Genomic DNA, 23864 nt, shown 5'->3' with positions numbered 1-23864 from the left:
TGACCATGAAACTGCAACTTCGTTATCTGCTGATGGCGGGCCTGGTGAGCACAGCCGTGCAGGCGGCTGACAATCAGGATGCTACGTTGATTGCCAAAGGGGAATATCTGGCACGCGCCGGGGATTGCACCGCCTGCCACTCCATTGCCGGTGGAAAAGAGTTTGGTGGTGGCCTGGCGATTGCCAGCCCGATGGGGGTGATCTACTCCACCAACATTTCACCTGATCCCGAAGCCGGTATCGGCAAGTACACCGAACAGGAGTTTGCTGACGCGGTGCGCAAAGGTATTCGTCGCGATGGTAAGCATCTCTATCCGGCGATGCCCTACCCGGATTATCGTGGGATTACCGATGAAGATATTCATGCCTTGTATGTCTATTTTATGAAAGGCGTAAAACCGGTAGCTGAAAAAGCACCGGAAACGTCGTTAATGTTCCCTTTCAGCCAGCGCTGGGGCATGTGGTTCTGGAATGTTGCGTTCACCGAGGATAAGCCGTTTGCACCGCGCCATTCCGTGCCTGACGATATCAATCGCGGTAAATATCTGGTGGAAACACTCGGGCACTGCGGCAGTTGCCATACCCCCAGGGGCATCGGCATGCAGGAGAAGGCACTGAATGAATCCAGCGACAAGTATCTCGCCGGTGGGGAGCTAAATGGCTGGCCTGTGCCTTCACTGCGCGGTATGCCAACCTGGAGTATCCAGAACATTACCGATTACCTCGCCACAGGCCGTAATGACTTTGCCTCCGTGGGCGGAGAAATGACCGGTGTCGTTGAGCACAGTATGCAGCATATGAATGATCAGGACCTGCACGCGATCGCGGCGTATCTCAAGTCATTGCCTGCGGATACCCCGGTGATCAATCGCCGCGCCGATGCAGAGCAGGAGACGAAGAAAACCGCTGATTACCTGACCCAGGGGCATAATCTGAATGCCGGGCAGATGCTGTACATGAACAACTGTGAAGCCTGTCACTGGACCGACGGCAACGGGGCCAAAGGAATATTCCCGCGCCTGAACGGCGGTGATGTGGTGATCGCGGATAACCCAACCGGGTTAATCAACATCATCCTGCAAGGGGCACAGACCCCTTCGACACCGAAAGCACCGTCTGTGATGGCGATGCCGGGCTTTGCTTCCCGACTGAGTGATGAACAAGTAGCGCAACTGGCAACATTTGTGCGTAGTGGCTGGAGTAACAACGCACCGGCTGTCACGCCAAAAGAGGTGACAAAAGTACGGGAAAGTCTGGCTAAACCTTAATGTAATCCGCGTAGCGGTGCGATTTATCGCGCAATTCCGTGCATGTTGCCGGAAAAAACGCGCGATAAATCGCGCCGCTACGTTTTTTTTACTCGCCTTTAATCACGCGCAATCCGCCATATGACTGGCAAACTGGCATCATTTCCAACGTGTTGATATTCACATGCGCAGGCAGACTGCTGACCCACCAAATGGCTTCGGTGATATCTTCCGGCAACAGGGGTTGCGTATTGGCATACGTCTGATCAACGCGCCCGGCATCTCCCTTGAACCGCACGCTGGAGAACTCTGTCCCACCGACCAGTCCCGGTTCGATATTGGTAACACGTACTGCGGTACCCGCTAAATCGGTGCGTAAATTCAGGCTGAACTGCCGCACGAAAGCTTTTGACGCGCCATAGACGTTGCCGCCCGCATAAGGCCAGCTGCCCGCCGTCGAGCCGAGATTGATAATATGGCCGCGATTGCGTGCAACCATCCCCGGTAAAACCACCCTTGTCACATGCACCAGACCTTTGATGTTGACGTCAATCATCTGGTTCCAGTCGTCCATGCTGGCCTGCTGAGCAGGCTCCAGCCCCAAAGCCAGACCGGCGTTATTAATCAATACATCAATGTCCCGCCAGTTCAGCGGCAGTTGTTCCAGCAGGCTATCAACCGCCAGTGAATCACTCACATCCAGCTTGAGGGTGAAAATGTTGTCTCCGGCTATGGCTTTAAGATCATCAAGACGTTCCTGCCGCCGCCCGGTGGCGATCACCCGATGTCCATGTTGCGCATAACGCAGCGCCAAATCCCAGCCGAATCCGGCCGTGGCTCCGGTAATAAGAATAAGCATGATAACTATCCTGGTAATTAAAGATCTTTAAATAAAATACCGCCGCGGGACTTGTGTTCTTTGTCCGTTTCAATCAGCGAAATAACAATGTATTCCTCTTTAACCGGTAAGGCGTCTTTCACTGCCTGATAAATTCCATCCATCAGTTTTTTCTTTTGGTCAGCTGTGCGGCCGCTCACCATGTGCACAATAATTTCTGGCATCTTTTCACCTTATTTCTTAGGCATAATAAACTGACCGACCAGACCTGCTGATGCCAGAACATGACCTTTCAGTTGCGACATGACAGCCTCTCTTGCCAGCCCTTTTTGCAGCGCATCAGGAGCATAATCGGTAGCAATTAAGGTGAAGTTATAGTTGTGAATATCACCATTCACCGGAGGGCAAGGACCGGAATAATCCTGAACATTCTTCCCATTGGTGCCTGGGGTATAGCCAACAACACCGGTCAGATCCCCTTTAGCAAATTGGTGACGACTGCTGTCGATGCCGTAACCAAGGAAATGTGTCATGCCCAGGCCGTTGGCCCCCTGTGGATCTTCAATCAGCAGCACATAACTTTTGGTGTTGGCCGGTGCGCCACTCCAGCTCAGCTGCGGTGAAACGTTTTGCCCAGGACACTGGCCACCGCCGCCCATCGCAACCGGTAATTTCCCTGCATTGTGGAACTGGGTTGAGTGCAGCGTAAAGGGCGCAGCCAACGCGCCGGCAGAACATAACATCAGGCCTGCAAATAATCCTGTATGAACGCGTGATAACACGGCTTTCTCCTTTCTTCTGAATTATAAATCGATGCTTTTAATATCGGGTACGGCAGCAAGTAATGGATCAGTATCAGCAAGCAAACGTTTAAAATGGGTTTGCTCGAAGTGAAATTGAATCGCCGGTTCGCCTTTCCATTTTTCGTGGATCAGAAAGATATTCTCATCTTCCGTATTCTTATAAACGTCATAATGAATACATCCCTCTTCAGCGCGACTGGGAGCAATGCAGCGCTCAATGGCTGCAAATAATTCCTCTCCCTTCCCTTCCTGGGCAATAAATTTGGCAATAACCAGCTTAATATTTCCGCTCATCAGGTTTTCTCTCGTATAAATATGATTTAAATCACTGTACCGCTGCGGTTAAAAAATCGGCGGGTGCGATTTTCCAGTTTTTGATTCGACGCTCTTTGCAGCGTTTCTGCATTGATCGCCGATCGACAGACATCCCAATTGTTGCCCTCGGGATAGCACGCCAGAACCGAAAAATCATGGCTGCTCTGCAACAGGCGCTGACCTGTCCCTGCCGGTAAAAAAATCACATCGCCAACCCTGGCTGGCACCACCTCGCCGTTATCGCCGCCAATCTGCAACTGACCATTGCCTACCGCTACGACAAAAATCACATGCGTACTGCTATGGAAATGCTGATAGGCGAAGGGTTTTCCCTGCCATTGCTGCGTCCATCCGGCCTTAATCAACCCGCCCGCAGTAGTCTCAGGCTGTGTCGTACGGAAATGCATAACGGGTAAGGCGGGATTATTCGGCACCCATCCATCAGCTGACAGACGCCATTGATTGACCAACTGCAATGGCATTGCGGTTGAACTGTCTGCGGCCTGCACGGCGAGAGAGGGTAAAAACAAAGCCAGTAGCGCCGAGTGCTGCAAAAAGTTGCGTCGGGTGAAGTGAGCCATATCCCTTCCTGAAATATCGTGGTCTGCCAGTACCGGAACAGATTGCAAAATTAGCCATCCGGTTTCATTATCATACCTAGATAAACTAGGTATCAAGGCAGCCTAAGTCAAGCTAAGATAATGGCGAAGTTTGTATCTATCTTTGTAAGCGGAAAATGACCATGAGAAGCAGTGCTGACGACAATCTGAAGAGCCATATTGAAATGGTCATACTTGCCGCGCTGGAGCGTGGTCCCAGTCATGGCTACGCATTAATTGAATTGATCCATCAGCTGACGGATGGCGTCCTCTCCTTCCAGGAAGGGACTGTCTACCCCCTTCTGCACCGCATGGAACAGCGTGGCCTGATTGGCGCAGAGTGGGAGATCGCACCATCCAAACGGAAACGTCGCGTTTATCAACTAACCAAAGAAGGTCAGCAGGAGTTGGTGAGAAAACGCGAAGCCTGGGATAGCTACTCCCTGGCTGTCTCCTCTTTATTACAGAGGTCATAATGTCCACGCTGACTGAACTGCCAGAACCTGCGCAACGCTATCTGCTGGAGCTAAAGCATGAACTCAGTTTTGAGCAGAAATATGCAGACAACATCTGTCTGGAGATCAGTGAGCATTTCTATGAAGCGGTGGAATGCAGCCACGATACGCCAGAAAAAGCGGCCCTGCGCGTGACGCAACGTTTTGGTTCCCCGCAAAATCTGGCCGCTGAATTTGCCGTGGTATTAATCACGCGCAAACTGCGCAACACCTTGTTTATCAATCTCGGCATCATTATCGCCATCGTGTTTGCCGTGTTTACCTGCCTGACCAATCACCACGGTGGGCCTGCGGTGATCACCGCCGCACTGAGCGGTTGTGTCACCTGGGCGGGTCTGCTGGCCATTCATCGCAATCAGCTGGAAGGGGTTCGCCTCTATCACTGGCTGTGTACCCCGATGATCGCCTGCCAGACGACGTCATGCGCCCTGCTGCTGGCGCTGCTGTGGAACATTTTTAGCTCCCCCAACAGCTCCCTTTACTACCATTCTTTCGAATCGGCGGCGGTGGTGATCCTCGCCGCACGTATGCTTCATTTGAAATTACGCAGCCGCAGTATGTGCGCGCTGTGGAAGAAAACCGCACAGCATTAACGTGTCTCCAGAGGGACTTTACGCCCAGGGGGCGGGAAAGCTTCGTCCATGACGTTAAGGTCAGCTGGCTGTAACTGCACGCTTAGCGCGGCGGCGTTCTCTTTAATATGTGCCGCCTCCCCTGACTCCGGTATGGCGATCATATTGCCGTTACGGATCACCCAGGCGAGGAGAATGGTGGAGGGACCGGTTTGATATTTGGCCGCCAACTGAGTGATCAACGGATGGCGCAGCAGCGATGCCCCTTCACCACCCAGCGGGGAGTAGGCCATCATCGGCATATGATGCTGGTTACACCAGGGGATCAAATCAAACTCAATGCCACGACTCGCCGGATTATAGAAAATCTGATTGGTTGCACAGCGATCGCCATTCTCGGTAGCGAAAAGATCCTCCATATCGCTGACATCAAAATTGGAGACGCCCCACGCCTTGATTTTCCCCTGTTGTTTCAACTTCTCAAAACCGGACACCGCCTCAGACAGCATGCTGCTGAAACGCCAGTGCAGCAGGTAGAGGTCGAGGCATTCGGTGTTGAGTCGCTTCAGGCTGTCATTACAGCTGCGCTCCATCATCAGACGATTAGCGTGATAAGGATAGATCTTTGACACCAGATACACCTTATCGCGCAAACCATCTATCGCTTTGCCAATCAGTGATTCAGAACGGCCATCACCGTACATTTCGGCGGTGTCGATCACTTTCAGCCCGCTATCAATACCGGCGCGTAACGCATTAATTTCCGCCTGTGCGCTGTGCCTGCCCTGGCCCAGATGCCAGCTCCCCATACCAATAGCGGGAACTGTCTGACCGTTAAGAGTGACTGTTTTCATGCAATGTCTCTTTGAGGGGATAAAAGGTTTTCTCTTCAAGCTGTATCTGTTTGCGGCCCAGCCACTGACTGTTAACCAGCCAGATCAGCGAAAGGGGTAAGGCCAGCCACAGCAGCATGCCGCCACTCATACCCGCCGCATTCATGGCTGCCCAACTCCATGCCCCTACCTGGTCGCCGGTACGATAGACAGCGGTATCGATCACGTTTTTGGCTTTGTATTTGTCTTCGCGTTTTAACACCGTGAACAGCACTTCGCGTGCCGGGCGCGCCAGGGCAAAATTACTGGCGCGCCTGAGCACCGAGAACATCACAATCGAAGCAGCCACCGGCCAGATCGACAGGCTGGCAAATCCCAGCAGCGTGATAACTGGCAACAGACCGAGCACCAACTTAGTGCCATAACGCGCCATCAGGCGGCTGGTGATAAATAACTGCGTCACCAGCGTCAGCACATTGACCACCAAATCCAGGGTGGCAAAAAAGGCGGTACGATCGCTGTCATGTTGAAAAAGGTGGTGTACCAGGTCGGCCTGGCGGAAATAGATCAATGTCGAGGTGACCGAGTAGAGCAACATATACAGGCAGATGTTCAGCAAATACGGTGATTGCGCGATGCGCACAATGCCTGAGAACACCCCTCCGCCAAGCGGTTGCGTCTGGACTGCCCCATCATTGGCTTCATCCGCCAGGTGCGTCACGTTGTTCAACCGCTTGACGCAGACAACGGCACATTCCAGCAACACCGCTGCCAACACGAAAAGACCGATGGTATTGAAACGATGTACCAGCAACGCGGTGGTGGCCGATCCGACGATCGCCCCCAACGTGGCCCCGGCAGCCATCATGGCAAACAGCCTGCTGGCACGCTCACGCGAAAAGATATCGGCAACCAGTGACCAGAACACCGACACGACATAAAGGTTAAAGACTGAAAGCCAGACGAAAAACACTCTCCCCAGCCACACCTGGGCATCCACCGGCAGATAAAACTTCAGTACGGCAAAAATCAGTAAATGGCTGATAAAAAAGCGATACACCAAAGGAATGAGCTTTTTGCGCGGAAGTTTGCGTGACAATGCCGCAAACGGCAGATTGAGGGCCAGCATCGCCAACAGCGTGGCAGAGAACAGCCATTGCAGATTGTGCATCCCGCCATCAATCCCAAAGGTGTCGCGGATCGGGCGCAGGACATAATAGGCAGATAACACGCAGAAGATGTAGAGCATACAAACCAGCAGCGCACTCACTTCCTCTGCTTTGACGGGTGCCAGACGTAACCAGAAAGGCACCTTTGACTGACGGACAGGTTCAGTCGGCTGATTGCCCATAACGACTCCTGGATAAATAATGATTCCATGTCATCAGGTATCAAGCCGGATGACCCACTTGCCTAGATAATCTAGGTAAGTGGGTTTTCACTGTCAAGGAAGTGTGACCTGCTTCACAGCAGGTCGTTTAACGGGAGGGAAACTCAGACCTTGTCAGGCAGGGCATAAGCGATGACTTCATCGCCTTCCGGCGTCATCATGCCGTGATGGCCTCCCGCCATGATGAGCAGGAATTGTTGACCGTTGACCTCATAAGTCATTGGCGTTGCCTGACCACCCGCCGGCAGTTCATCTTTCCACAACGTTTTGCCCGTCTTCACGTCTATCGCACGCAGGTAATCATCAGTGGTCGCCCCCACAAACGCGAGGCCACTTTGCGTGGTTAACACCCCGCCGTTATTCGGCAGACCGATTTGCAACGGCAACATGGAGTGCAGCCCCCAGGGACCGTTACGTTCTGCGGTGCCCAATGGGCGATCCCACAGCGTTTTACCCGTTGCCAAATCGATGGCTTTAATCATGCCAAACGGCGGCTGTTTACAGATCACACCGATATTGGATACCCAGCCGGTGTTAACATCCTGACCATAGGGCAGACCAGCCTGTGGACGATTGCGTCCCGGTGGGGGGGTCTTATAACGCGGGTCACCCAGCCAGAACACGCCCATTTCGTCATCTTTGGCACGCGGCACCAGACGCGAATAGCTGGGAAGATCGTTGTAGTTGGAGATAATGACGCCATTGTGCACATCAACCGAGATGCTGCCCCAGTCAGATCCGCCGTTGTTACCCGGATATTCAATCCAGGGTTTATCCGCGCTCGGTGGCGTAAAGATGCCCTGATAGTTCGCTTCACGATACTGGATACGACACACCAGTTGATCGATAGGCGACACACCCCACATCATTTTTTCAGTCAGATCGGGTTTCTGCGTGTGGCTATACAGCGAACGTGGCTGGGTTTTCGCCCGTTCTTCTGGCTCCACGCCGCCCTGTGGTGCCGGTTGCTCCTCAACCTTGTGCAAAGGTTGGCCGGTGCGGCGATCCAGCACCCAGAGATCACCCTGCTTGGTGGTTTCAATCAGCGCCGGTACCAAACCTTTGTCGGTGGGGAAATCCACCAGGCTCGGCTGCGCAGGGGTATCGTAGTCCCAGACATCGTTATGCACGAACTGATACACCCAACGCGGTTTACCGGTGGTGACATCCAGCGCGGTAATCGAGGAGCTGTATTTACGCTCTTCCGGGGTGCGGGTGGAGCTGTAGTAATCTCCCGCCGAGTTGGCCATTGGCAGATACACCAGCCCTAACTTTTCATCAGCCACCGCCGTGGACCACATATTCGGCGTGCCGAGTGAATAAGTTTTACCCGGCGGCGGTGTGGTGGTGATATCCGGTTGCTCCATATCCCACGCGAAGCGCAACTGACCGGTGACGGCATCATAGCCGCGCACCACACCAGAAGGTGCGTGGCGGAGCTGGCCGTCCATCACCTGTTGGCCTGTGACTACCACGCCTTTCACTACCGTCGGTGCCGCCGTGACGGAAACGATACCCGCAGGCCATTTGCCCATGCCATCCATCAGATCGACAAAGCCGTGATGACCAAAGTCCTGGCACAGTTCACCGGTACGGGCATCCACCGCTGCCAGTTTGGCATCCAGGGTACCCACGATAATGCGCTGCGAGCAGGCCTGGTCGGCAGGGACGGCAGGGTTTTCATAGTAAGCCACGCCGCGACAGGCCGAGTTGGGCGGGGAGGATTCTGCCGGGGTTTTAGGATCGAACATCCATTTCTGTTTACCGGTAGCGGCATCGATCGCGAACACTTTATGGCGGATGGTACAGCCATACACCACATCACCAATTTTAATCGGGGTCAGCTCGTTACCAAAGTTCGGCGTATGCGCTTCACCGGTATGATAGACCCAGACGCGTTTCAACTGGCTGACGTTTTGCGGGGTGATCTGCGTTAGCGCAGAGAAGCGCTGTGCACCCTGACCACCACCATAGGTCGGCCAGTCCTGCGCGGCTGGCGTAGTGACATTGTCAAAATAATTCCCAACTGGCGTAGTCGCCGCTTCAACCGGATAGGGCTTTTGCGCCAGCGGGATGGCGATTGCCAGCCCCACCACTGTCACCACCAGCAAGCCCACCCCATAGCGTCGATAAGCGCGTGATCCATCTGTGCGGCGGGCGGGCATCAGCACCACAGTGATAATCAGGAATAACAGGGACAGATCGAGGCGTGGCACCAGCGCCCACCCGTCAAGGCCCGATTCCCACAGTGACCACACCAGTGTGGCAATAAAGCTAAGCAGGTACAGATACAACCCGATCGCACGACGTAAAACCGCCAGTAAACCCGCGACGATCCACACTACCCCCATCACCAGGTAGTAGGGACTGCCGGAGAGTCGAACCAGTTTAAAACCCGGTATGGCAAGAACGGCACCGGTGAGAATCAGCAAAACGCCAAATCCCAACATGCACCATCCTCGCCAGCCTGAGATCCTGGTATTTCCTTCAAGTGATGAATTCATGAGTAAGCTCAATGAGTAAGTTGATTACAGGCTGGTGGTGTGGAATCTTGCAGGCGCGAGAAGTAAGAATTTGTGCCACCAGCACACTTACATGCCTGCAACATTAAAAGATTGTTGTTGTAACATTTGGCAGCATGCCTTTATAATCTAGGTATGCAGGGACAGGGCTGTCAATATGTTTTTTAGATAAAAAATAGACATAACCACATGATTAATTTGGTTTTTATTGAGATTTTTTGTGGGGGTATTCAATGTGATAACCGTTCGGCTGATATGAATTTTCATCCGAACAATTGACCATCCGGTACATTAAATCCATTAGGCCGTGAGCGAATTCTCCAATCGCTTGGTTTTGCTGCTGAGCTTTCGTAGGTTAAGGCGTTTCAAGGTAAGAGATGAATATCATTCTTCATGCTGGAAATGTGATATGGGCAAACCGGGTCAGTTCTTTAGCGATCGCCCCTAATCCATAGCAATAAAATGGATAGAGAGATGATGTCGAGTAGGGATATTATTTCACTTAGTCTTAGCGCTCTTTTTGCGAGAGTGCTTAAGAGCTTACATCTATAAGCATTATGTGCAGCTACAATTCATAGTATTTTTCCATAACCCTACACTTTTCTTTCGTCAGCCAGCAATTGATACGCAAAAAACCATCAGTTCACAGATTTATGATAGGACGGCCCTCGTTAATCCATTGTTCAACCTCTCTCATGCCCAACCGATAGCGTGCAAAATTATGAATTTGCAATACGCGGAGTTCATCAACCAATAATGATTTGAATTTTTCTTTCTCATCATCATTTATTCCCAGCGATGTGAGTACTGATTCAATATCTCGTCTTTCTACAACAATAGCCCGTATTGCGATATTAAGGTCTTCCCTATGGAGTAATCTGAACGGATCCGGAACCCCCATAGAATCCAAAGTGACACGATATCTTTTTATCGAACGCCTGTACAAATGTACAAATAAATCAATAGCAAGTGTCACATCCTGCTTTTCATAAACACCCATCATTGCATAAGCATAATCAGTTACATCAGCATCGAGAAATGATAATGGGGCACTGTTATAAATCATCAGTGGAATATTAGCTGCAAGTCGACTGGTTCTTTTATTTCCATCTTCAAATGGCTGGAGATAAGCCATGTTAACCCAGAGAAAAAAAGCCGCCTCAACTGGATTTTTTATTATACGTGCTTTAGCGATAATTATGTCAAACATTTCCTGAAGAATCAAAGGGGCTTGTAGAGGTGTATATGTTGTACCGCTAATATTCACAATTTTTGTTCTTATGGTACCCAACCCTTCAGAATCAGACAGAAGATCATGCATTAAAATAGAGTGTAAGTTGCTAATTACCGGTGCAGTAAGCCCATAATCAGGAACCGCATCTACCAGGAACTCAATTGCCTGTTTATGGTTAAGCAGCATAACTGCATCAAGGTCAGCGCCTTCAGTTCCACTTTTAAAAAGTTCTTCTGTCGCTAGTAACGAATACTTATTTCCCTCTAGTTTCGATGAAGACCATGCCAAATCTATCAGTAATTGCTCAAGAACTTTACGAGCGTAGGTACCAGCAGGTTGTTGCCCACCCATCTGTCCTTCCAGTCTCAAGGTTTCCGCAAGGGCTGCTGGCAGTATAGAGGATTGATTTGGAATATAATCATCAACAAACTCTCTCGCATAACCAGTAATGTCTCTTGCGGAGAGTGGAGCCTGAAGATAACTAAGTAATACTGAAGATTTGGATGGCTGTTCAAGCCCCGCATTTGCGTCATCTTGCAAGTTAACAGGCCGTAAATCTACATCAGTTCTGTACCGGGTTCCCCTACCTGTCCCTACCTTTATTAGGCGGCCTTCTTTAAGCAGAGTATCAACATGACGCTTAACGGTTGATTTGCCAATTTTTAGTGACAGCGCGAGTTCACCGGAACTGAGAGGTATGTTACTGACAGCCACAGCTACCAAAATCTCATTTTTCAAATCCATTGTTTCTCCAGTTGCCGCTAAATGACATCAGCTTTGCTGACACACCTTTCCTGCAGATAGGTTTACGGCCCGATATATAAAATTTACGGCCCATCGATATTGTTTTCGGTCCATTACAGCAGAATTTACGGCCCATCAGTAGCCTTTTCGGCCCATCATGACAATATTTACAGCCCAGAAGCCTCTTTATCGGCCCACCTCCACTACATTTACGGCCCACAATGACGTACATATCCTGCTTCATACTGTCACTGTTGGCGCTTATCGGCATAAGGCAGGACCAGTAAACCGTCTATATCCGATTTGATAATTACACCTTTTGTTGTTTAAACAACCACGCCCGTGCGGCATTGATATAGAAGAATTTGCGTGCCGAGGCCATATGATCAACACCTTTGAAGGTCAAAAACGTAATGTTCCCGCCTTGATCCAGATAATGATTAACCTGCTCCGTTAATGCCTGCTGATTGTTAACCGGGAAAATCAGTGTCGGATCCAGCAATTCACTCGGGCGAGTCACCTTCGCGCCACCCTGCTCCCACACGGGCACACATTTTTCATTCCACGGCGTGGCTTTGTTGTCGTCAGACCCGGTAATGATCAGCAATTTCTGGTTCGCCAGGGTCGCAACATCTTTGGGGCGCTGTTGCCCGGCAATGATGAGTCCGGCGGCGAAGGTTTCCGGGTGTTTCGCCATCAGCCACAGCGATGTCATGGCCCCCATAGACCATCCGGTGCAGTACACCCGCGATGCATCAATTTTCAGCACCTTGTCGGCACGATCTTCGAGATTCGGATTACCGTAGTCCCAGGTGTTACTGAGCAGGGATTGCACCAGCCGCCAGGTATTCTCCACATCACTGGTGTGCTCCCAGTAATCGTTCATGGTGGTGCGCTCGTAACGCGGTGTGATAACCACACATTCATGTAAGTCCTGCTCTTCCGGCATGCTCCAGATCGACGCAATACATTGCTCAGTCAGCGTCTGGGCACAGGTGCCATCATAGCTGGTGCCGGAGTGCGTAATGGCCAGTACCAGCGGATATGCCTTGTTCTCACCACCCGGTTTGAGGAATGATTTCGGTAGATAGATGCTGTATTCAAGCCACGCCGAGCGGGTGTCATCCCACCACCAGTGATGTTGCTCCCACTCATCAACGCCCCGAATAACAACGTTGTTGCCGCGCGCAGCGACATTGCTCCACGGCGTATTGCTGGCGGCATAGACATGACCGGCGAGGGTCTTGACGTTCTTAACCTGCGTCAGCGATACGATATCGCTGTCCTGGGTCGACAGGCTAAGGTCCGGATCATGAGCGAATTCGACAATCACATAACGTCCGGTTACGCTGGATTGTCCTGCCAGCAACGCGGGTTCGGCATGGGTGTAAATTGATGTGATGGCGCGTGGTAAGGGCTTAGCCTGCGTGGCATTTTTGTCGGGTTCGTTGGGCATACCGGCAAAGAATCCCTCGGCTGCCGGTATTACCCCCGCTTTAAACGTGGTGAGCGCCAGGCTGGTGGGATCGATATCTGCGTCATATTCAGCGGCAATGCCGTAAATCTTCTCCCCACCCCCCGTGACTTCGCAAAGTGCGAAAATACGTTGTAAACCGGGTCCTTTTTTCACGCCATCGTCTTTGCTCGTCGCATTTGCCGATGCCGCCATAAATCCATTTTTATCTGCCGCCACCGCCTCACGGGATATCCCTGCCGCAGAGATAGCTCCGGCCAGCGCGGTTCCGGCCACCATGAAAGTTCTTCGTGACATATTTGCCATATTTTATCTTCCTGAATGAAGGTTGCGCGTCATGCAGGTAACGCCCGCATCTGCTTTAACTGTTTAATAATGGCCTGGGCTGCCACTTCACCGGCGCCAGGTGCAAAAGGTGAAGAGCGAGCTTCATAGGTAAAGCGGTCGTAGCTGTCGCTGTCCGGGAGATATTTGGCCGCACCATCCACCATGGTCATCACAAAGGTCTGTGCGAAAGGGGATTCGGCACGAATATGTGCACCGAGGCTGGCAGAGAACTCCGGCTGGACACCGACTAATACGCTGTCTCCCCATTGCATCATCACCACTGGCAGGCTGCTGACACCGCTGACCTGATAATCAAATGCCTTAACGGGACCGGTTGGTGCGTGCCGGGGGGAGAAGTTTTGCGATTTGACGGTAATGTTCTGCCGTTCGACTCTGAAGATGCCACTTGGCTGAGGGCTGATACCATCAGCGATTCGAATAACTTCGTCTCCCAGCCGCTGTCCGAATGAATCCAGCAACGCGAAACCTTTTTCGTGAATATCGATACGATCGGTGCTGCCATCTGTATACACAACATGACGACTGGCCTGGAGATAAGGCACCTGATCCCCGGCACAGCCCACGAGATAAAACGCCACCGTGCCACTGCCGTAATGGTTTTCGACATAACGACAGGTCGCTCCCGCCAGATCCGCACTGACCAGACGGCCCCCGGTTGCTCTTTCGGATGCATCCATCACCGCCGGTTGCACGGCATAGTTGATCAGAATCGCCAGCGGATGGCCGTCTGCCGTATTCAGACTTATCAGCCCCACATGAGGATCGCTATAACCCGCATCGTCAGCGCCAAGCCACCAGCCCGCAGGGGTATTGATATTACGATTGACGCCGATTCTGCTCAGGCCATTACCGATACCCGGTTGTACGGGTTGTAAGGAACTGACCGCCTGTGTTGCTGCGCTACGCACGGCATTCTCAAAGGCGGCTAGCACCGCTGCTGAGGCTCCGGTAAAAATATGCGGTGTTGAGAAGGAATGACTGGCGTTGATGATGGTGTTCACAGCGGTGACACCGCTGACCTCTGCCAGGATAGACTTGAACCGGACAATGACATCCTGTGTCAGTGAAGTCAGGTCCACTACGACAATGGCCTGACGCTGGCCATCCTGCTCCAGCAGCAATACACGGGTAGCCAGTGGATCGTGTTCACCGACAAAATCATCCAGCGGATATAACCCGGTCAGAACCACATTTGCCCGTCCCACGCCCACCTTAAGCCGATGGTTTTTGCCGGACAGGAAAGCGGAAAAGCCAGGCGTCAACATCGCGGCAGCCCCCAGCCCTACACCGGCCTGAAGGAAATGTCGTCGGGTAAACATCGACATTATCCGACCTTCACTGCCAGTTCAGTTCCACGCTTAATGGGCAGCGTAACCGAGATGAATCCGTTGTCCGGATTACGGATAAACGCAAGGAAATCAGGTTCCGCGTTATCATTCAGCACGTAACCACCCAGATAAATAAGGTCGCCCTGCTCGGGATGAATCGAGAAGCCATAATCGGCAAACATGTCCGGGTCCGGTGCGCCCGGTCCGGCAAATGCGGCCGCATCCGGATGCGGCCTTCGTGCATTCATCTGCGCGATCACCTTTAAAATCTGCGGATCACGTATGGCGGAGGAGGTGTGAGTAAACGGTTCCGTTTTCATGGATGTTCTCCAGGGTTACGTTAAAATCTGCCTTTGCTGAAAAATATCCTGTACCTTTTTATGGTACTCATCAAGTACCATAATTGTGACGAAGATTAACGGAACCCACAGTTAACATGAAAAGTAGTGACTCACTGCCTACTCGCGGTCGCCCCAGAACCCAGGATGCCGCCAGCCGACGTCAGGTCATCATTGAAAGTGCCTATCGCGCCTTCGTTGAACTGGGTTTTGCCAATACCAGCACGGCAGAAGTGGCCCGGCGGGCAAAAGTTTCGAAACGCACGCTGTATGAGGTATTCAGCGATAAACAGGCCTTATTTGCCGCGGTGATCAGCGAGCATCGCCATCTGTTGCTTGATTTGCCCAGACCCGAGGATGAACAGTGCGCGCTGGACGAGTCTCTGTTTCGAATTTTTCGCCTCGACGTCAGCGAAGAACAATCTCTGGAGCGTGAAGCGATCCTGCGGCTGATGACGCGCGAATCAATCCTGTTCCCTGAGCTTTCCGATTATCTCTATGAAACCAGGGCGGTAAGTTCCAGGGAAATGCTCATGGACTGGTTACAGAGTACCGCCAGCGAGAAAAATTTGCCGTTGGATGATGCGGCTGTTTATGCCGGGATGTTGATGGATGTGGTCTTCGGCGCACTTATGCCACACCGGCGTGTAGCAGACTTCAGAGAAAAACAGGTGATCGCAGAACATATAAAAAGACGCATCCAGATTACGTTACGCGGTATGGGTTGGTTGCCAGCCTGATGGAACGTCGCGGAGCAGTTCATCCTTTAATGAACCATCTGGTTTTGTTAAGGTGGTCTTTCTGACCCTGGAGATAACAATGCGTAAGCTAACTGAACAAAAAAGAAAAGAGATCCTTGACGCGGCTTCCTCCGTTTTTCTTGAACAAGGATATGAACGGGCTTCGATGGATGGCGTTGCAAAAACCGCCGGTTGTTCAAAAGCCACCCTTTACAATTACTTCAACTCGAAAGAAAGCCTGTTTGAGGCGGTCGTCAGAACGTTCAGTACTAACTATCTCACGCGAGCTGCTGATGAGCTGTACAGTGCGGATAATCAATCTCTTAGCCTCGCGGATAAACTACAGCAGTTCGGTGAGAGTATGCTGGGTGTCATGACGTCCGACTGGAAGGCCATGCAACTTTACCGCATGGTCGTTGGCGAAGCCGGCCATTCCGATATCGGAGAGCTTTTTTATGAATCCGGTGTACGGGAAAGTATGAACGCTCTGACGCTGGTGATGGAAAAATACATGGAAAGTGGGGAATTATCCCGTAGTAACCCAGGGTTAAGAGCAAAGCAGTTTTCGGCCCTGGTTAAGGCTGAAGCAGATGAACTCTTTCTGCGACGCCAGATGCCGGTGTATACGGATAAAGAAGTTGCCACAATGGTTGAAAATGCCGTGCAGGTATTTCTGCAAGGGACCGCCCTGAACGTCAGATAAGGGATGTAAGTCTGTCAACAAATCATGATTCGATTGACAGACCACAGATTATAATTAAACTAAACGGTACAGTTCATTAATGAGGATTGTCTTATGTTGCACCGTGTTCTGTTATTGGCAGGTATTACTTTCGGCTCGCTGCTGCTTAGCGGGTGTGTTTCTCTCTTTTAAGGAAATAAAATGCGTTTCATTCTCCCCCTGTTTACCAGCGCGGCGGTCATTCTTCTTACTGGCTGTTTGTCTGTCGGTAGTCATATTTGATCGGATGTTGCCCGCACCTGGCGGGCAACATCATCGCGTCCAACCGTTACAATGTCACACCAACCAGCATCAGCGCGATGAGAATACTGATGGCCACCGCCACCAGTGTTTCCGCAACAAGCAGGGTAATCAGGGAATTCTGGCGCGCTCCCCAGGCCCCGGATACATATTGCCTGCCACGCTGCGCTCTGAATCGTCTGATATAGATGACATCTCTGATGTTACTCCCCACCCGCCACCACATGATAATGACAGTGGTGACAAGTACACACAGCATGCTCCAGTCCCTGAATGTCATTTCTTCCGTTAAGGTCAGAAACTTGTCTCTCATCTGGATGGTTCTCCTGAGTTAAGAAATATCACTCACCCTTATGGGCAGCACGCAAATACCGCAACCCTGGCTGTCATTCACCAGAACGTTACTTCTCTCAACTTAAGGACAGTCAGAACACCGACTACCAGCACCACCACGATCTCAACCATCAGCAAAACAATGAGGGGTAGCAGACGGGCCCCCCAGACCCGGGATGCATAATAATTGCCCCGCTTTATGCCTAATCGACGGATATACCGAATCTCTCTGACATTGCTGCCTGCTCGCCAGAGAATCAGGATGGATACCGTTATCATTGCCATATCTATGACCCACTCCCTGTACGTCATTTCCCCGGCGACTATCAGCAGTCTGCTAACCATCAGAATTATTTTTATCCCCGGCTAACGGCTGCGTACTTTTCGATAAATACCTCTGTTCTGCGGCGCACTTCGCAACGCAACTCGAAATTCGTCCAGCATGATCCGGCCAGCAGAATGCTCAACTCATTCAGCTGCGAAAGATAAAAACGCACCACTTCTTCAGTTGGCCGGTAACGCAGTTCGCCTCGCAGCATGGCTGCGTCCATTACCCCGCGTACATAATCCACCGCGTGCCGATAAGAAGAGGGATTGCCTGAATGCTGCAAAGCCCTGCTCTCACTTTTTTTCATCATGAGCATCATCCGGGTGAGTTTCCTCCTGACAGGCAGGCCGATATAGCGGAACGGCAGTTCGCAATGGAATCCTGACTCGGCAATTTCTTGCGAAGTGCTGAGGTGCTCTGGAGCATTAACGTGCTGTTTTGTGCTTGCAGAACAGATAGTTAAATACCGACCAACGGGATGCGACTGGATATTCAGCATATGACCTCCGCAAAGAAAAATACCGAAATGAACTGAAACATATTCTTGACTTAGGCATGTTAATCGATCTTAACTATACCGTACAGTTCATTTAAAGAAATTTTTGGAGAGCCTGGATATGAAGCAATTGTTCCGCCCATTTTGTTGTACCGTGACTCTGGCCGCCGCTATCGCTGTTGTCGGTTGCGCTGACACCTCCCCAGTAAAGTATTCTGGGATTGAATCTTCATCACGGATGACGCCAAATACGTCAGAGGATAGCGATCGTATACCTTTCCGTTATGCGGCCCCGGTAAACTGGAACAAATATCGCAGCATCACGTTAGAACCCGTGCAGATCTATGGTGGAAGTGACGCACAATTTAACGATCTTTCTCCGGATGATCGGCGTAAGCTCGCCGACTATATGCAGAAAAAATTTAGCGAAGTGCTGGCAGAAAAGTTTGTCGTAGATGCTGCTAAAGAAACGTCCCCCTCCCTCCGGCTTAAACTGACGCTAACCGGTGCGGATACGACACCGCAGGTTGTTGGTACCTTTACGAAATTCGATCTGGCTGGTGGACCTTACAACATTGTTCAGTCTGTCCGGGGCGGTCGCGGGCTGATGAGCGGATACGTTAACTATGCAGTCGAGATAAAGGACGCCGAGACGAACGAACTTCTGCTGGCCTACGTCACTGAACAGTATCCGAATGCAATGAACGTCGGTGCCACCTTTGGCTCGTTGAGTGCCGCTGAAACCGGGATAGACAAAGGGGCTGAACAGCTTTTAGAAAAACTCCATTAACAAATTAATGGCGTGTTTTGCGTGGAGTTGAGTCCACTGTCAACGCCCCTGTTCTCACGGTACGTGGAGTTTACGTTGTGCTAATGCTCCACGTACCGCTTTAAGACGCTACGGTGATCAATCGTGCATTGCTTTGCTGTATATGCGCAGCCGTGCAATTAAGGCCTGAGTTGCCTGGGAAGATTTTCCGGCTTGTGAACAAACCAGCGCAAATTCACGACAGACAGGAGGAAGCAATGGCACCACGCACAAGCCACGCCGATCTTCCGGAAGGGTTGATTCAGGGACCAAAGCTACGCCCATCCCCTCGCGCACCATCTTGCTGGCACTGATCCAATCTCGTACCATCATGCGTATGTCTGAAAGCTGCAAACCCGCTTGCTCCATCAAACTTCTCCCGTTTACAGCGCAGCCACCGGTAGCGAGGATAAAGGGTTGAGAGGCCAGTTCCCCAAGCGTAATACCTTGTGCTCTTACACGGCGTGCTTGCAAGTGACTGGCTGGAAAGACCGCGACCCAGGCATCCTGCCCTATTACCATTTCCGCACGGCCAGAATCAGGGTTCATGACAATCCCCAACTCGACAGTGCTTTCAGCCACCCACTCCTCCACCTCTTCATCTGTCCCCTCCAACACGACAACTTCAATTCCAGGATGCAGGCGCCTGAAGTCCCGCAACAACCCAGGTAGTAGCGTTGACGTGACCGAGGGAAAACTGGCCAGGCGAATGCGGCCAGTGCTTAAACCGCGATTGTTATCGGCCAGCGCCCGGATCGCCTCCAGATGAACCAGCATATTCCTTGCGTGCTCAACCACCAGCTCGCCCAATGCGGTAACGGTGATCTGCCGTCGCTCACGGGTAAAAACCTGGAACCCAAGTGATGATTCCAACTGAGCGATAGCCTGGCTGGCACCAGACTGAGTCATTCCCACATCCTCTGCGGCACGCGAGATATTGCTGGCATCGGCGACAGCAACCAGTAGCCGCCAGTGCAATAGATTCATCATGATGATCAGTAGCTCAACTAATACTTCATTAATTAACTATTAATTTTACAGAATATCTCAACTCAATCACAGTGACTGCAAGTGCAGGTAGCGCACTGCGAAACTGTTTTCAATATTTATGGAGATATCATGAAGTTATATTACGCCCCAAACACCTGTTCGCTTTCACCCCATATAGTGCTGCGCGAACTTGAGCTTGAATTTGAGCTAATCCGGGTGGACAACAAAAGTAAGCTGACCGTAGATGGTCAAGACTATCGCACCATTAACCCCAAGGGTTATGTCGCTGCGCTGGAACTGGAAAATGGGCAGATACTTACAGAAGGTCCGGCTATTGTGCAGTATCTGGCTGACCTGAAACCGGAGCGTGAGCTGGCACCGCCCGCAGGCAGTTGGGAGCGACTACGATTACAGGAATGGTTGAACTTCATCGCCACTGAAATTCACGCTGGCTCGGCACCGCTGTTCAATACCACGCTACCCGAGACCACCAAAGATATCTTCCGTGAAAAGCTGTTCAAACGGTTCGATTTCCTGCAAGACACTCTCGCAGGAAGAACCTGTCTGACAGGCTCATCGTTCAGCATTGCCGATGCCTACCTTTTCACCGTGCTGGGCTGGTGTAAATGGTTCTCCATCGAACTTCATAACTGGCCTGCGCTATTGGCCTATCAGGCCTCTGTTACTTTGCGGCCTGCTGTGCAGGCTGCATTACGCGCTGAAGCCCCAAATTAAAGGCCCGTGAACCTTTCCCGCGCGCCTGAGCTGAATCTTGTTTCAAAGCCCGAGGTTACATTGGAGCCACGATGAAGCCTGCCGGAAGACTTGCAAAGAACAGGTGAGATCGTCAGTTGTTGTTGATGACCACTGTGGGGAGTAACGCGTGTTCTTCAGGATAACCACTATGGAGAGTAACGACCGTTTCAGGTATGACTGCTATAGAGAGAATTACCAGAATTGAGCAATATCACCCGTGTTTTAATTTTTGCAGTAAACATCCACTTGATAAGGAAACCCTCATTGTTAGTAAACACTAACATCAAGTATATAAAGGCCTCGCAGGTTAGTAACTACCAGGGGGGTTGTGCAAAGGGAGGCCTGAAAACATCAATACGTTCTCTCTATAGTGGTCATTACTGGCAAGTTGGAAGTCTTCTTTCTCTCTACAGCGGTTTCTTTTCAGAAGTGCCAAATGACCACTATGGTGAGTGAATATGACTGCTATAGCGAGTTGTGATCGTGGATCTATTGAGTGGCTGAAATACAAAAGACTGCTGTAGTGAGTAAAACTCACTACAGCGTTAGGGGAATGTTGAGCGCATGACAGCTGACGGACTATTCAGCTTTTTTGGTCTTCCTGATGGTTTCCAGGATGGCCAACTCCTCATCAGAAAGCATCACCATCTTCCCTGCCGACTCTTCCCTGGTCTTCTTGACCGTCGTTTTTGCCCTCACCTTCTTCTTAACCGGGACGATATCGATCTCATTATCGAGATCGTCTTCTCCGAGTTCTGGCAGGCTCAGCGGGATGTTTGCTGGTCTGAGTTTGGGCTGTCGATAATGAATGGAGAAGTAAACGGTGCTGGCACGCTTAAACTCGGTGTAATCGAGGTAGCCAATCTCTTTGAGCTGCTCCATCGCCTTTCTGACGGTCGCGTATTGGGTGTTTGGTCGCGAAGTAAGATTTAAGCGCGCCTGTAAGCGCTGCATTGACACAGGAGCAGGATCCGGGGGCAAACTCTCGATAAAGGTGTAAAGCGCCTGCGCTGACTCTTTGCGGGCTAATTCGTTAATTGCGCGAAGCTGAAGCAGTACCTTACGATCGAACTGATACAGTTCGAAGATCTTGGGATCCGCCTGCAAAGTGACAGTGTCATTTTTTACGCTGTATTTCGCTGACTGGACGAGATGCGTAACGTAATACTCCCCTTCTTTATTGGTGAAGTGGATGGTATTCGTCGCGATACGCGTCAAAGAGGCTTCCAGGCGTGTTCTGAGCTTAGCGGAAGAGCGAAGTGACGGGATCCCGCAGAGTTTGGCAAAATCGACGAAAGGCAGCGTGACACTGTCTCCCAGCACTTTGTACTTGGCAAACGCATGAATAATGCCAACCCATGCTTTGAAATCGTTGTCCATATCAAGACGCGCGCCGGTGATCTTGATATTTTCATACCCTTCGGCTTTAACGATCGTCAGTTGCTTCAGCTCATCAGTGACATCCATAGTGGATAACTGATTTTTTCTGCCATTCGCGGTGGATTTGAGGGTCGGAACAAACAGTCCCAGCCTCATTAATGCAACCGGCTGAACAGTGTTATTACTGTTCGGCGTGAGGTGAACAACCTCTCCAGTTCGTTTATCCGTTTCACTGAAAGCCTCAGCTATCAGTTTGTTTTCTTGTTCTTTTTTCGGCATTTGAAAAATCCGTGATCTGAACAAGCGATGATCGCCGTTACTCGATATTTCGGATACTAGCACTCACTACAGCGGTTATTCTACTCACTACAGCAGTTTAATTGCTCTCCATAGTAGTCATTTGACTCATCACAGCAGTCTTCTTCACTCTCTATAGTAGTCATTTCCGGGGGTAATCTGTTATAAATCATTATATTGACGATAATCGAAAACGGTCAAACTGCTGCGCTAACTAGCGGATCGTTTATTGGATCCAGTTTGAGGATGGCTTTAGAGGATTATTTTTATGATTTTGGCCTGTGTATAACTCAATGAAATCAAATTATAGAGAACTCAGGCAGTCCGTTGATAACAGTAAGGACGCAGCTTAGCGCGGATTTTAGGCATTTTGACTTATAAACAACCAAATCAAACAGTTACTCACTACAGCAGTCATCGCTTGCTCAACATAGCAGTCATCAGTACTCTCTTTAGCAGTCAATTAACTCAACACAGCAGTCTTTCCTCTCCCTACAGCAGTCATCAACATCTATCCAGGCCATGTCTGACAAGGGTTTCAGGAGGTATGGGATCTGTTTAGGATCTAACTGGGATCATATTAGGATCGAATAATTGGATCTGTCCTGTGGATAATGAGGAAAAAGCGTCTCTGCACTGGCATACATTTGTCTTCTGTCTGGCGGCCAGTTCATCGAAAACTATCCGCTGGTTCAATGATGGGATGATTTATCCGCTTTGACCGTACAACATCGAAAGTACATCTCATCAGACTCAACAGCAACATCACTAATGACCACTGTAGTGAGTGTCTGACTACTATAGAGAGTAATAGAAAACTGATTCTCATCTGCGATTCAAACTACCAACATCAGCAGAGCACTCCAATCCCTACCCGTTCTCGCCATTCCCCGTTAATGAAGACCACTGTAGTGAGTAAAGTTACTCTCTATAGTAGTCATATGATTCTCGGTTTTCATCTGACAACTCAGGACTTGATCGAATTGTTTTCAGGTACTAAGTGAACACCTTTCCCTGTCTGATGAGATCAGCACAGGATGATGTAGTACGCATTCATTTTCACCATATATCCACTGAACTCAGCACGGTTCACAACCTTACCACTACGCAGGATGAATCTCTTCGCCGTCAACTGGTAGAGCTTAGGCTGCCGAATCTAAGACGCTGACATCAGCAGGTCAGTATGGAATTAACGACCGCGTGCTTAAATGACCTTCTATGGCAGTGCAGCCATCAATTCGCGTTCTATTGTCATGTGATTGTCACACTTAACGTGTTCCTTCTGGTTACTCTTTCCGTATTTATGCTTTCACTACACGAATTTTCCTCTGTTGATCGCAATGAAGCCTTAGTCACATGTTTGATTACCACAGCTCTCAGCTGCACTTCGCTCTTTCGTACAGAGACGTACTTTCCGCTAGCCACGAATGAATTTTATAAATTGAGGTTACTGCTGATTCTGCTGTTGACCAGCTACCGCCCTCCCCTGGCCCTCATCCTCAGAAAAGCAGGATGATTGTTTCAGGTTCATCTTTTATGGGTCTCAATTGATGTCATGCTTGAGTAAAAACACAAATGAGTAAATGCGTATTCTATTTTCAGATAATGAACAACAAGTTACTTCCTGTGATGTAAAACTCGGTTCACACTCAAC

Annotated in this window: 23 protein-coding genes; 7 read left to right on the top strand and 16 right to left on the bottom strand. The window is 50.5% G+C overall.

Translation table 11 applies throughout. The annotated features are described in order from the left end of the window. The first annotated feature begins 5 nt into the window (after nucleotides 1-5). Nucleotides 6-1268, top strand: a complete 1263-nt coding sequence (locus CTZ24_RS24595; RefSeq protein ID WP_208727056.1) for a c-type cytochrome — start codon at nucleotides 6-8, stop codon at nucleotides 1266-1268. Between the two features lie 88 nt (nucleotides 1269-1356). Here the strand turns inward: CTZ24_RS24595 and ydfG are convergent, their stop codons facing one another. The 5 genes from ydfG to CTZ24_RS24570 are packed head-to-tail and all read right to left on the bottom strand — an operon-like array spanning nucleotide 1357 to nucleotide 3784. Then, nucleotides 1357-2106 carry a bifunctional NADP-dependent 3-hydroxy acid dehydrogenase/3-hydroxypropionate dehydrogenase YdfG gene (ydfG, locus tag CTZ24_RS24590; protein ID WP_208727055.1) on the bottom strand — a complete coding sequence of 250 codons (750 nt, stop codon included), beginning with the start codon at nucleotides 2104-2106 and terminating at the stop codon, nucleotides 1357-1359. 17 nt (nucleotides 2107-2123) lie between these two features. Beyond that, on the bottom strand, nucleotides 2124-2309 hold the full coding sequence (locus CTZ24_RS24585) for a tautomerase family protein (RefSeq protein WP_208727054.1): 186 nt from the start codon (nucleotides 2307-2309) through the stop codon (nucleotides 2124-2126). 9 nt (nucleotides 2310-2318) lie between these two features. Next, a complete protein-coding gene (locus CTZ24_RS24580; protein ID WP_208727053.1) occupies nucleotides 2319-2867 on the bottom strand; it encodes a YbhB/YbcL family Raf kinase inhibitor-like protein in 549 nt (182 codons plus the stop codon). A gap of 21 nt (nucleotides 2868-2888) precedes the next feature. Then, nucleotides 2889-3182 carry a putative quinol monooxygenase gene (locus tag CTZ24_RS24575; RefSeq protein WP_208727052.1) on the bottom strand — a complete coding sequence of 98 codons (294 nt, stop codon included), beginning with the start codon at nucleotides 3180-3182 and terminating at the stop codon, nucleotides 2889-2891. A gap of 26 nt (nucleotides 3183-3208) precedes the next feature. Continuing rightward, on the bottom strand, nucleotides 3209-3784 hold the full coding sequence (locus tag CTZ24_RS24570; RefSeq protein WP_208727051.1) for a cupin domain-containing protein: 576 nt from the start codon (nucleotides 3782-3784) through the stop codon (nucleotides 3209-3211). A gap of 161 nt (nucleotides 3785-3945) precedes the next feature. Here CTZ24_RS24570 and CTZ24_RS24565 point away from each other — a divergent pair, with 161 nt between their 5' ends. Both CTZ24_RS24565 and CTZ24_RS24560 read left to right on the top strand, forming a co-directional pair. Next, nucleotides 3946-4278, top strand: coding sequence for a helix-turn-helix transcriptional regulator (locus CTZ24_RS24565; RefSeq protein ID WP_013512403.1), 333 nt, complete (start codon nucleotides 3946-3948; stop codon nucleotides 4276-4278). After that, the gene (locus tag CTZ24_RS24560; protein ID WP_021183850.1) at nucleotides 4278-4910 is read left to right on the top strand and encodes a hypothetical protein; all 633 of its coding nucleotides are present in this window, start codon (nucleotides 4278-4280) and stop codon (nucleotides 4908-4910) included. Before CTZ24_RS24565 ends, CTZ24_RS24560 begins: the two co-directional genes overlap by 1 nt. On the opposite strand, the gene CTZ24_RS24555 is transcribed toward CTZ24_RS24560, so the two are convergent. The 7 genes from CTZ24_RS24555 to CTZ24_RS24525 all read right to left on the bottom strand — a co-directional run bounded on the left by CTZ24_RS24555 (nucleotide 4907) and on the right by CTZ24_RS24525 (nucleotide 15082). Continuing rightward, nucleotides 4907-5743, bottom strand: coding sequence for an aldo/keto reductase (locus tag CTZ24_RS24555; protein WP_021183849.1), 837 nt, complete (start codon nucleotides 5741-5743; stop codon nucleotides 4907-4909). The genes CTZ24_RS24560 and CTZ24_RS24555 overlap by 4 nt on opposite strands. Beyond that, the gene (locus CTZ24_RS24550; protein ID WP_208727050.1) at nucleotides 5724-7073 is read right to left on the bottom strand and encodes an NTP/NDP exchange transporter; all 1350 of its coding nucleotides are present in this window, start codon (nucleotides 7071-7073) and stop codon (nucleotides 5724-5726) included. Before CTZ24_RS24550 ends, CTZ24_RS24555 begins: the two co-directional genes overlap by 20 nt. 143 nt (nucleotides 7074-7216) lie before the next feature. Next, nucleotides 7217-9562, bottom strand: a complete 2346-nt coding sequence (locus tag CTZ24_RS24545) for a membrane-bound PQQ-dependent dehydrogenase, glucose/quinate/shikimate family (RefSeq protein ID WP_208727049.1) — start codon at nucleotides 9560-9562, stop codon at nucleotides 7217-7219. Nucleotides 9563-10277: 715 nt separating this feature from the next. Continuing rightward, entirely contained in the window at nucleotides 10278-11612 is a 1335-nt protein-coding gene (locus CTZ24_RS24540; RefSeq protein ID WP_208727048.1) for a Fic family protein, read from the bottom strand. 310 nt (nucleotides 11613-11922) lie between these two features. Next, nucleotides 11923-13392 carry a prolyl oligopeptidase family serine peptidase gene (locus CTZ24_RS24535; protein WP_208727047.1) on the bottom strand — a complete coding sequence of 490 codons (1470 nt, stop codon included), beginning with the start codon at nucleotides 13390-13392 and terminating at the stop codon, nucleotides 11923-11925. A gap of 29 nt (nucleotides 13393-13421) precedes the next feature. After that, nucleotides 13422-14759: a hypothetical protein gene (locus CTZ24_RS24530; RefSeq protein ID WP_208727046.1), complete on the bottom strand. Its 1338-nt coding sequence runs from the start codon at nucleotides 14757-14759 to the stop codon at nucleotides 13422-13424. Beyond that, nucleotides 14759-15082 carry a hypothetical protein gene (locus CTZ24_RS24525; RefSeq protein ID WP_208727045.1) on the bottom strand — a complete coding sequence of 108 codons (324 nt, stop codon included), beginning with the start codon at nucleotides 15080-15082 and terminating at the stop codon, nucleotides 14759-14761. Before CTZ24_RS24525 ends, CTZ24_RS24530 begins: the two co-directional genes overlap by 1 nt. 116 nt (nucleotides 15083-15198) lie before the next feature. Between CTZ24_RS24525 and CTZ24_RS24520 the strand changes: the two genes are divergently transcribed. Next, the gene (locus tag CTZ24_RS24520; RefSeq protein WP_208727044.1) at nucleotides 15199-15840 is read left to right on the top strand and encodes a TetR/AcrR family transcriptional regulator; all 642 of its coding nucleotides are present in this window, start codon (nucleotides 15199-15201) and stop codon (nucleotides 15838-15840) included. Between the two features lie 79 nt (nucleotides 15841-15919). After that, complete coding sequence (locus tag CTZ24_RS24515; protein ID WP_208727043.1) at nucleotides 15920-16543, top strand: TetR/AcrR family transcriptional regulator; 624 nt, start codon at nucleotides 15920-15922, stop codon at nucleotides 16541-16543. Nucleotides 16544-16850: 307 nt separating this feature from the next. On the opposite strand, the gene CTZ24_RS24510 is transcribed toward CTZ24_RS24515, so the two are convergent. Together CTZ24_RS24510 and CTZ24_RS24505 are read right to left on the bottom strand one after the other, a co-directional pair. After that, the gene (locus tag CTZ24_RS24510; RefSeq protein ID WP_208727042.1) at nucleotides 16851-17135 is read right to left on the bottom strand and encodes a hypothetical protein; all 285 of its coding nucleotides are present in this window, start codon (nucleotides 17133-17135) and stop codon (nucleotides 16851-16853) included. A gap of 376 nt (nucleotides 17136-17511) precedes the next feature. After that, the gene (locus CTZ24_RS24505) at nucleotides 17512-17982 is read right to left on the bottom strand and encodes a hypothetical protein (protein WP_244634106.1); all 471 of its coding nucleotides are present in this window, start codon (nucleotides 17980-17982) and stop codon (nucleotides 17512-17514) included. A gap of 118 nt (nucleotides 17983-18100) precedes the next feature. Between CTZ24_RS24505 and CTZ24_RS24500 the strand changes: the two genes are divergently transcribed. Beyond that, a complete protein-coding gene (locus tag CTZ24_RS24500) occupies nucleotides 18101-18769 on the top strand; it encodes a DUF3313 domain-containing protein (RefSeq protein ID WP_208727041.1) in 669 nt (222 codons plus the stop codon). A gap of 117 nt (nucleotides 18770-18886) precedes the next feature. On the opposite strand, the gene CTZ24_RS24495 is transcribed toward CTZ24_RS24500, so the two are convergent. Further along, entirely contained in the window at nucleotides 18887-19777 is an 891-nt protein-coding gene (locus CTZ24_RS24495; RefSeq protein WP_208727040.1) for a LysR family transcriptional regulator, read from the bottom strand. Nucleotides 19778-19906: 129 nt separating this feature from the next. Here CTZ24_RS24495 and gstA point away from each other — a divergent pair, with 129 nt between their 5' ends. Next, entirely contained in the window at nucleotides 19907-20512 is a 606-nt protein-coding gene (gene gstA / locus CTZ24_RS24490; RefSeq protein WP_208727039.1) for a glutathione transferase GstA, read from the top strand. Between the two features lie 600 nt (nucleotides 20513-21112). Here gstA and CTZ24_RS24485 read toward each other — a convergent pair. Then, nucleotides 21113-22192, bottom strand: coding sequence for a RepB family plasmid replication initiator protein (locus CTZ24_RS24485; protein WP_021183835.1), 1080 nt, complete (start codon nucleotides 22190-22192; stop codon nucleotides 21113-21115). Nucleotides 22193-23864: the final 1672 nt, after the last annotated feature.

This window comes from Pantoea phytobeneficialis (assembly GCF_009728735.1).
Lineage (GTDB): Bacteria > Pseudomonadota > Gammaproteobacteria > Enterobacterales > Enterobacteriaceae > Pantoea > Pantoea phytobeneficialis.
The sequence above is the reverse complement of the archived record's forward strand: the minus strand, read 5'-3'. Positions and strand labels throughout refer to the sequence as shown.

Bases quoted from the DNA above. Each gene is read 5' to 3' on its own strand.
- CTZ24_RS24595 (WP_208727056.1), top strand. From the start codon at position 6: ATGAAACTGCAACTTCGTTATCTGCTGATGGCGGGCCTGGTGAGCACA.
- ydfG (WP_208727055.1), bottom strand. From the start codon at position 2,106: ATGCTTATTCTTATTACCGGAGCCACGGCCGGATTCGGCTGGGATTTG.
- CTZ24_RS24585 (WP_208727054.1), bottom strand. From the start codon at position 2,309: ATGCCAGAAATTATTGTGCACATGGTGAGCGGCCGCACAGCTGACCAA.
- CTZ24_RS24575 (WP_208727052.1), bottom strand. From the start codon at position 3,182: ATGAGCGGAAATATTAAGCTGGTTATTGCCAAATTTATTGCCCAGGAA.
- CTZ24_RS24570 (WP_208727051.1), bottom strand. From the start codon at position 3,784: ATGGCTCACTTCACCCGACGCAACTTTTTGCAGCACTCGGCGCTACTG.
- CTZ24_RS24565 (WP_013512403.1), top strand. From the start codon at position 3,946: ATGAGAAGCAGTGCTGACGACAATCTGAAGAGCCATATTGAAATGGTC.
- CTZ24_RS24560 (WP_021183850.1), top strand. From the start codon at position 4,278: ATGTCCACGCTGACTGAACTGCCAGAACCTGCGCAACGCTATCTGCTG.
- CTZ24_RS24555 (WP_021183849.1), bottom strand. From the start codon at position 5,743: ATGAAAACAGTCACTCTTAACGGTCAGACAGTTCCCGCTATTGGTATG.
- CTZ24_RS24550 (WP_208727050.1), bottom strand. From the start codon at position 7,073: ATGGGCAATCAGCCGACTGAACCTGTCCGTCAGTCAAAGGTGCCTTTC.
- CTZ24_RS24545 (WP_208727049.1), bottom strand. From the start codon at position 9,562: ATGTTGGGATTTGGCGTTTTGCTGATTCTCACCGGTGCCGTTCTTGCC.
- CTZ24_RS24540 (WP_208727048.1), bottom strand. From the start codon at position 11,612: ATGGATTTGAAAAATGAGATTTTGGTAGCTGTGGCTGTCAGTAACATA.
- CTZ24_RS24535 (WP_208727047.1), bottom strand. From the start codon at position 13,392: ATGGCAAATATGTCACGAAGAACTTTCATGGTGGCCGGAACCGCGCTG.
- CTZ24_RS24530 (WP_208727046.1), bottom strand. From the start codon at position 14,759: ATGTCGATGTTTACCCGACGACATTTCCTTCAGGCCGGTGTAGGGCTG.
- CTZ24_RS24525 (WP_208727045.1), bottom strand. From the start codon at position 15,082: ATGAAAACGGAACCGTTTACTCACACCTCCTCCGCCATACGTGATCCG.
- CTZ24_RS24520 (WP_208727044.1), top strand. From the start codon at position 15,199: ATGAAAAGTAGTGACTCACTGCCTACTCGCGGTCGCCCCAGAACCCAG.
- CTZ24_RS24515 (WP_208727043.1), top strand. From the start codon at position 15,920: ATGCGTAAGCTAACTGAACAAAAAAGAAAAGAGATCCTTGACGCGGCT.
- CTZ24_RS24510 (WP_208727042.1), bottom strand. From the start codon at position 17,135: ATGAGAGACAAGTTTCTGACCTTAACGGAAGAAATGACATTCAGGGAC.
- CTZ24_RS24505 (WP_244634106.1), bottom strand. From the start codon at position 17,982: ATGCTGAATATCCAGTCGCATCCCGTTGGTCGGTATTTAACTATCTGT.
- CTZ24_RS24500 (WP_208727041.1), top strand. From the start codon at position 18,101: ATGAAGCAATTGTTCCGCCCATTTTGTTGTACCGTGACTCTGGCCGCC.
- CTZ24_RS24495 (WP_208727040.1), bottom strand. From the start codon at position 19,777: ATGATGAATCTATTGCACTGGCGGCTACTGGTTGCTGTCGCCGATGCC.
- gstA (WP_208727039.1), top strand. From the start codon at position 19,907: ATGAAGTTATATTACGCCCCAAACACCTGTTCGCTTTCACCCCATATA.
- CTZ24_RS24485 (WP_021183835.1), bottom strand. From the start codon at position 22,192: ATGCCGAAAAAAGAACAAGAAAACAAACTGATAGCTGAGGCTTTCAGT.